This is a genomic window from Magnetococcales bacterium (genome assembly GCA_015231925.1).
Lineage (GTDB): Bacteria > Pseudomonadota > Magnetococcia > Magnetococcales > JADGAQ01 > JADGAQ01.
In genome coordinates this window covers 1-5192 of record JADGAQ010000242.1, presented here as the reverse complement: position 1 = coordinate 5192, position 5192 = coordinate 1, and the positions used below count along the sequence as shown (strand labels likewise).

The following is a 5192-nucleotide window of genomic DNA, read 5'->3' as shown; positions in this document are numbered from 1 at the left end:
GGGGTCCGGGGGGGATTATCCCCCCCGGCGGGGTTTGGGGCGGAGCCCCAAGGTTTTATCCGTTGACGTGTCCGTAAGCGGTCCGCTGCACCAAGGGAAAACGCATCAGCCGATCTCCCGCACGGCCTGACTGTTTTGCAGCGGACCGCCGGAGGGGGCCAGGGGAGGGCCTCATCCTCCCCATCCTTGAAGGTGCCGACAAGACGCAGCAGGGACTTTCGAATCCGCAGCCCCACAAGCCCAGGCCTGTAACCATCCCCAAGGAGCGCCCATGTTTCGCCTTGCCCCGACACTGCTGCTTCTCGTCGCGCTGACCCTCTGCCAGACCGTCCGTGCCGAGGAACCCCGTCTCTCCACGGGCCAAACCCTCTATGTTCCGGTTTACAGCCACATTCTGCACGGCAACCTGGACAGCGACGGCATTCCCTCCAAACTGCTGCTCTCCTCCATGCTCTCCATCCGCAACATCAACGCCAAACACCACCTGACCATCACCGGCGTGCGTTACTACGATACCTCCGGCAAGCTGCTGACCAACTATCTCAAGGAACCGGTCACCCTGGCCCCCATGGGCTCTTTGGAATATTTCGTGGAACACAGGGAGCGCCGTGGCGGACCGGGGGCCAACTTCGTGGTAGACTGGAAAGCACCCCTTGCCGTCAATCCGCCCATCACCGAATCGGTCAACGCCTACTTCTTCGGCAACCACACCTTGGCCTTCTCCAGCCGGGGCGAAGAGATCCTGCCCGTCCCCGAAACCACTCCCTGACCTCTCCTCCGAGTCATTCACTGCGGAAATAGTTATATTTTCCTTTCCGGTATCTTTTTATAGCAATGTGAATGGGTTTCGTTTATACTCCGCCATAAATAGTGAGATTCTGCCCTTTGGCAGGTTGACCGTTATGCGGAGGATGAAATGCGCCTGCAAGACGTCAAAATGCGCCCCAAGCTCATTGCTTTATTTGTATTATGCGGACTTGTTCCCATGCTTTCCGTAGCCATCTTTGCGACAGGGGCCTCTACGGATGAGTTGATGCGTACCGCCTTCAACCAGTTGAACGCGGTACGGGCCATCAAGAAGGGGCAGATCGAGAAATTCTTCGGGGAGCGGTTCGGGGATTTGCAGGTTCTGGCGGCGAGCGGCGATGTCAAACGGGCGCTGGTGGCCATGGAAGAGGTCTTCGAGAAGGAGGGCGGCAAGGCGACCGGATCGGCCTGGGAGGCGGCGTCCAGGGAGCATACCGCCTGGCTGGACCACTTCGTCAAGGAGTACGGCTATTACGACCTGTTCCTCATTGCCGTGGACGGCGATGTGGTGTGGACCCAGGCCCGGGAGAGCGATCTGGGGCAGAATCTGATCAAGGGCGGTCTGCGCGGCAGCAGCCTGGGCAAGGCCTACGATCAGGCGATACGCACCGGCAAGCCGGCGGTGGGGGATTTCGAGCCTTATGCCCCTTCCAAGGGGGAGCCCGCCGCCTTCGTGGCCACACCGGTGTCGATGAATGGCAAACAGGTCGGCGTGGTGGCGCTGCAACTGTCGCTGGAGGCCATCAACACCGTCATGCAGCAGCGGGACGGCATGGGCAAAACCGGGGAGACCTATCTGGTGGGACCGGACAAGCGCATGCGCTCCGACTCCTTCCTGGACAAGACGGGCCATTCGGTGAAGGCCTCTTTCGCCGGGTCCATCGAAAAGAACGGCGTGGATACCGAGGGTTCCAAGGCGGCCCTGTCCGGCGGCAGCGATGCCCGCATCATTACCGATTACAACGGCAATCCGGTGCTATCCTCCTTCGCACCGGTCAAGGTGGGCGAGTTGAGCTGGGCGCTGTTGGCGGAGATCGACCTGGCGGAGGTGCGGGAGCCCATCGAGGCGCTGGTGCGCTTCAACGCCCTCCTGGCCCTGGGCATGACGGCTCTGCTGGCGGGACTCGCGGTCATGATGGCCAACAGCATCGCCAACCCCCTGGCCAACTGCTCCTCGCTTCTTGGCCGGCTGGCGGAAGGGGATCTCTCCATCAACTGCCATCAGAACCGGAAGGATGAGATCGGCCAGTTGTCGATCGCCATGGGGGACATGTCGTCCAAATTGAGAACCATCGTCGCGGAGTTGCGCACAGCCACGCAGAACGTCTCCTCGGGCAGCCGGGAGCTTGCGGAGGCGGCGCAGTCCCTCTCCCAGGGAGCGGTTTCCCAGGCGGCCTCGATCGAGGAGACCTCGGCGGCCATGGAGCAGATGACCGCCAATATCGCCCAGAACACCGACAACGCCCGCACCACGGAAGGCATCGCCGAAAAGGCGGCGCGGGACGCGGCGGAAGGGGGGCAATCGGTGACCCAGGCGGTGAACGCCATGAAGGAGATTGCCAGCAAGATCTCCATCATCGAGGAGATCGCGCGACAAACCAATCTGTTGGCCTTGAACGCGGCCATCGAGGCGGCGCGGGCCGGGGAACACGGCAAGGGCTTCGCGGTGGTGGCGGCGGAGGTGCGCAAGCTGGCGGAACGCAGTCAGACCGCGGCGGGCGAAATCGGCCACCTCTCCGCCTCCAGCGTGGCGGTTTCCGAGAAGGCGGGCCACATCATCGGGCAGGTGGTGCCCGATATCCAGAAGACGGCGGGGCTGGTCAAGGAGATCACCGGGGGCTCGCAGGAGCAGAACCAGGGGGCCGCTCAGATCAACAGCGCCATCCAGCAGCTGGACCATGTGATTCAGCAGAACGCGGGCGCTTCCGAGGAGATGGCGGCCACGGCGGAAGAGCTGAACTCCCAGGCGGACCGCCTGGCCCAGGCCATGTCCTTCTTCAAAACGGGGAATGAAGAACGCCCCCGCTCCGCCCCCAAGCCGAAAGCCTCTCCTCCCGCGTCGGCCCGTGCGGGCAAAGCCGGGCCGGCGCTCCCGGCAAAAAAAACCACCGCCGGGAAAACTCTCAAAGCATTGCCCCCTCCCCGCGCGGCAAAGGTTGATTCCGGGGACGATATGGGCGACGATGAGTTTGCCCGCTTCTGAATGGATGTTGCCGATTTTTGTCCCTTTTCCCCCGGCTTTTGTGATAGCCTTAATGGGCTAAAGGGTTTGCAACACCGCTTGTGTCGGTTTCGGGTCGGATTTTCTTTTTTATAACTTCCTCATTATCAAAAGAAAAACGATCCGGATCACCCCCAAGGCCGCTGCGGAAAGCACCCGGCGGCCCTTATAAAAAACCACGGCATCAGGTCCGGGAGCGGAGGTCTTATCATGGCGATTCTTGAGGTGCCAACGCAGTTTTTGACATTTACCCTTGCCGAAGAGGTTTTTGGCGTCGATATTGCGCGAGTCCGGGAGGTGTTGGAGTTCACCGCCATCACCAAGATGCCCCACGCCCCCATGGAGATGATCGGGGTGATCAACCTGCGGGGGCATGTGGTTCCGGTGATGGATTTGCGTTTGAAATTCGGCATGCCGGAGGGGGAGCGCACGGTCAATACCTGCATCATCATTCTGGAAGTGACTGCCGGGGATGGCAGCACGACGGTGATCGGCGCCTTGGCGGATTCGGTGAAGGAGGTTCTGGAGTTGCAGCCGGATCAGGTGGCGCAACCGCCCAAGATCGGTCTTTCCGTTCGCACGGATTTCATTATGGGCATGGGCAAGCAGGCGGACCATTTCACCATTCTGCTGGATACGGACAAGGTCTTTTCTCAAGAGGAGTTGGCCGGACTGGCGGCTGCCTGAGAATCGGGCCGACCCGGAAATCGGCGGACACCATCGGATTATGGCCTGACGCGGCCCGGAAGGGGGTCGGGAGATCAGGGAGACGCTATGTCGAAGTATGAGGAGTTGGCGCGCATCATCCAGGAGGCCATGGAGGAGACCAGCGCGGCATTTTTTGTAACGGATATCGGTGTGGAAGCGGGTCCGGTGGTGATCATCTCCGAAGAGGTGGCCTATATGCCGCCGCAAGCGGATGTAACGGCCATCGTCGGATTTGAAGGCGGTCTGGAGGGGGGGGTTCATGTTTCGGCGCCGTTCCATGCCGCTTCGGGATTGGTAGAGGCTTTTTTGGGCGAACCGATGGACGGTTTCGACGCCACGGCGGCAGATGGTTTCGGCGAGTTGGCCAACATTCTGGCGGGGGCGGTCAAGGGTCGTCTGGACGATCACATGTCCTTGACGCCACCGAGGGTGGTTCGGGCCGGAGAGGCGATGGCGTTGCCGTATACCCGGCAATTGGCCGCCATCAAGTGTTATTTCAGGACCGAGAAGGGTCCGTTTTTCGTCGAGGTATTTCAGGCCGTTGCCTAGGGCGTGTGGACAATCGTCAGATTTTGGTTCCTGACAAGGCGCAAGGCGGTGAGGAAGCGGAGTGTAGTCCTCTACATGAGCATTCCGAACCGGATTGCAACGCGGCCAGGGACCAAAAGATGGTGAATGTCTATACGCCCTAGCAGGTGACAATGGCGGTATGTTCAAGGGAGGCGGGATGTGGGAAAGCGTATTTTGACGGTGGATGATTCCTCTTCCATGCGGCAGATGGTGGGGCTGACCTTGAAAGGGGCGGGCTACGAGGTCGTTGAGGCCGTGGATGGTCAGGATGCCTTCAAAAAGGCGCAGACCACGCCGGTGGATATGGTGGTGACGGACCTCAACATGCCCAACATGGACGGCATTTCGCTCATCAAAGCCTTGCGGGCCTTGCCGGCCTTCAAGTTCACCCCGATCGTGATGTTGACCACGGAGTCGCAGGCGGAGCGCAAGGCCGAGGGCAAGGAGGCCGGGGCGACGGGATGGATTGTCAAACCCTTCAAGCCCGAGCAGTTGATCGGTGTGATCAAGAAGGTGTTGGGATAGGGTTTTCTGCCGTCGGTTTTTTCCCGGCGCGTTCTGCGGTTCCCGAGGGGATGCTCCCTTGGGCTTTCCTGGTCGTTTCCGTCTGGCAACCACGCCATTTCAGATAAATACGGGAGTTCGGGGGGCAGCCCCCCGAGGCCTTCCCGTGCCGACAGTCCTCTGCCTTTCAATATTTTATCTTCTAATTATCAAAAAAAGGAAATGTTCTGTCCTTTGACGTTCCTTTTTTTTGTTATTATCTTTTGTATAATTTTTTAACTATTCGGATTGAATTCGGGGAGGATTATCCCCACAAGACTTATTCCGTTTCTGTTTCATTCGTTCATTAATACGGGGGTCCGGGGGCGATTATCGCCCCCGG

Annotated in this window: 5 protein-coding genes; all 5 read left to right on the top strand. The window is 59.9% G+C overall.

The genetic code is table 11. The features are described 5' to 3' along the window. Positions 1–271 precede the first annotated feature (271 nt). The 5 genes from HQL56_17970 (at position 272) to HQL56_17950 (ending at position 4831) form a co-directional block, all read left to right on the top strand. Positions 272–769: a DUF3124 domain-containing protein gene (locus HQL56_17970; GenBank protein ID MBF0311405.1), complete on the top strand. Its 498-nt coding sequence runs from the start codon at positions 272–274 to the stop codon at positions 767–769. Positions 770–1033: 264 nt separating this feature from the next. Beyond that, a complete protein-coding gene (locus HQL56_17965) occupies positions 1034–3010 on the top strand; it encodes a methyl-accepting chemotaxis protein (protein ID MBF0311404.1) in 1977 nt (658 codons plus the stop codon). Between the two features lie 228 nt (positions 3011–3238). Then, the gene (locus HQL56_17960) at positions 3239–3715 is read left to right on the top strand and encodes a chemotaxis protein CheW (protein MBF0311403.1); all 477 of its coding nucleotides are present in this window, start codon (positions 3239–3241) and stop codon (positions 3713–3715) included. A gap of 87 nt (positions 3716–3802) precedes the next feature. After that, complete coding sequence (locus tag HQL56_17955) at positions 3803–4285, top strand: chemotaxis protein CheX (protein ID MBF0311402.1); 483 nt, start codon at positions 3803–3805, stop codon at positions 4283–4285. A 180-nt stretch (positions 4286–4465) separates the two neighbouring features. Next, complete coding sequence (locus HQL56_17950; protein MBF0311401.1) at positions 4466–4831, top strand: response regulator; 366 nt, start codon at positions 4466–4468, stop codon at positions 4829–4831. Positions 4832–5192 lie beyond the last annotated feature (361 nt).